The 2,438-nt window shown below is 62.8% G+C and carries 3 protein-coding genes; all 3 read right to left on the reverse strand.

Translation table 11 applies throughout. The features are described 5' to 3' along the window. A partial coding sequence (locus tag FEM54_RS30540; RefSeq protein ID WP_138454063.1) for a DEAD/DEAH box helicase occupies positions 1 to 1,197 on the reverse strand: 1,197 nt, incomplete at its 3' end. A gap of 8 nt (positions 1,198 to 1,205) precedes the next feature. Continuing rightward, on the reverse strand, positions 1,206 to 2,126 hold the full coding sequence (locus FEM54_RS30545; RefSeq protein ID WP_017135841.1) for a hydrogen peroxide-inducible genes activator: 921 nt from the start codon (positions 2,124 to 2,126) through the stop codon (positions 1,206 to 1,208). Between the two features lie 177 nt (positions 2,127 to 2,303). After that, positions 2,304 to 2,438: energy transducer TonB (locus FEM54_RS30550; protein ID WP_477749749.1), on the reverse strand; the 135-nt coding region annotated here is incomplete at its 5' end.

A 2,438-nucleotide genomic window follows, 5' to 3' on the forward strand; every position in this document is an offset into this window, starting at 1 on the left:
GTGCTGTTCGTCGATGATCACCAAGGCGAGGTTCTTGAACTGCACTTCGTCCTGGAACAATGCGTGAGTGCCCACCACCATCGGTGCGCCACCGGCAATCTGCTCCAGCGCCGCTGCGCGGGTCTTGCCCTTGAGCTTGCCGGCCAGCCACGCCACTTCCAGGCCCAGCGGTTCGAGCCAGCGCTTGAAGGTGATGAAGTGCTGTTCGGCGAGAATTTCGGTGGGCGCCATCAGCGCCACTTGGTAACCGGCTTCCAACGCCTGCAAGGCGGCGAGGGCGGCCACCACGGTTTTACCTGCGCCCACATCGCCCTGGATCAGCCGCAGCATAGGTTCGTGCTGGCTGAGGTCGTAGGCGATTTCATTGCCCACGCGTTGCTGGGCCCCCGTTGGCGCAAAGCCGAGGTTGGCCAGGTATTGCGCAGGTAGTCGCGTGGCCTTGGGCATCGCCGGCGCGCGCAGGGAGCGCATACTTTCGCGCAGGCGCTGCTGGGACAGTTGGTGCGTCAGCAGCTCTTCAAAGGCCAGGCGATGCTGGGCCCAGTGATGGCCCAGTGCGAGTTCGTCGACGTCGGCGTCGGCGGGTGGGTTATGTAGGTAGCGAATCGCATCGTCCAACGGCGCCAGTTGGTAGTCGCGCGCCAGCTCCAGAGGCAACCAGTCGGGCAAGCTTTTGGGGCCGAGCATCGTCAGCGTTTGCATGCACAGCTGGCGCAGGCGTTGTTGGGTCAGGCCTTCGGTCAGCGGGTAGATCGGCGTGAGTGTGGTATCGACCGGAGGCGGCTCGTCGCCGGTGATTGCGCGGTACTCCGGGTGGTAGATTTCCAGGCCGGATGCGCCGGGGCGGGCTTCGCCGTAGCAACGCACGCGGGTGCCACGCTTGAGGCCTTCCTTTTGCGCGTTGCTGAAATGGTAGAAACGCAGGCTCAGGCCGCCGGTGCCGTCCTGCAGGCGCACGACCAAACTGCGGCGCTTGCCCATCACCACATCGGCGCCGCTGACGGTGCCTTCGACCACAGCATCCTGCCCAGGGCGCAAGTGGCCGATGGGCACCACACGCGTGCGGTCCTGGTAGCGCAGGGGCAGGTGGAACAGCACGTCCTGGAGGTTCTCCAGGCCGACCTTGGCCAGCTTTTCGGCCATGGCGTCACCGACACCTTTGAGTGCGGTGACCGACACCTGCGACAGCTCTGTCATACCGTTAATCAGCTCGCAGCATTCGGCTTGGCCACCGAGCACAGACGGACCGAGTCGGCCAGGATCTCAATGGCTTTCGGGCGCGGGAAGCTCGCGCGCCAGGCAATCGCCACAGTACGGAATGGCACCGGCGGCGTGAGTGGGCGCACTTCGATCACGCCGGGGGCGTAGTGATGGCTGTCCACTGCCGACAGCGGCAGGATCGAAATACCCAGGCCGGAAGCGACCATATGGCGAATGGTTTCCAGGGAACTGGATTCCACGGTGGTATGTTTGGCGCCGTCGTTGCCCTTGGTCAGGGTCGGGCAGGCTTCCAGTACCTGATCGCGGAAGCAGTGACCTTCGCCCAGCAGCAGCAAGCTCTTGTCGTTGAGCAGGCCGGCGTCGATGGTGTCCTTTTGCGTCCACGGGTGGGAGGCCGGCATCAACACGTAGAACGGTTCGTCGTAGAGCGGCAGGGTCAGCACGTCTGCTTCGTTGAACGGCAGGGCGATGATGATCGCGTCCAACTCGCCATTGCGCAGTTTGTCGCGCAGTACATGGGTGAAGTTTTCTTCGATATACAGCGGCATCTGCGGCGCAACGCGGTGCAGTTGCGGAATCAGGTGCGGGAACAGGTACGGGCCGACGGTGTAGATGGCGCCGACTTTGAGCGGTGCAGTCAGCTGGTTCTTGCCGGCCTGGGCCAGCTCGCGGATGCTTTGGGCTTGCTCCAGTACCTTTTGGGCCTGGGCGACGATGCCTTCGCCCACCGGCGTGAGGCGCACGGCGCTCTTGCTGCGCTCAAAAATCAGCACACCGAGTTCGTCTTCAAGCTTCTTCACACCCACCGACAGCGTCGGTTGGCTGACATGGCAACGCTCGGCCGCGTGGCCGAAGTGCTGCTCTTGGGCGAGGGTCACGATGTAGCGTAATTCTGTAAGAGTCATAGCGGGCGTCCATGAGGTTGCGGGCCAAGCATACCGGCTGCAATCGATAGACGCACGTTATCAGAACTTTGATGGGGATTGAGCGGGGAATGTTGAGGATTTTGCTGAAGTGGTGAAACCAAATGTGGGAGCTGGCTTGTGTGGGGGCTCCCACACCAGCCGGCTCCCGTTTGCCGCTTACCGGCGGCGCTTCTCAATGTTGTAAACAAATGGCGCGACGATTTCGACGCTGCCGCCTTTCAACATATCGGCCGGTGGTTTGGGCAGTGGCTGGGCTCGACGGATCATGTCCATGGTCGCACGGTCCAGATC

This window comes from Pseudomonas edaphica, assembly GCF_005863185.1.
GTDB lineage: Bacteria > Pseudomonadota > Gammaproteobacteria > Pseudomonadales > Pseudomonadaceae > Aquipseudomonas > Aquipseudomonas edaphica.

Excerpts from the sequence above, each read along its gene's own strand:
- FEM54_RS30545 (WP_017135841.1), bottom strand. The coding sequence starts at position 2,126 with ATGACTCTTACAGAATTACGCTACATCGTGACCCTCGCCCAAGAGCAG.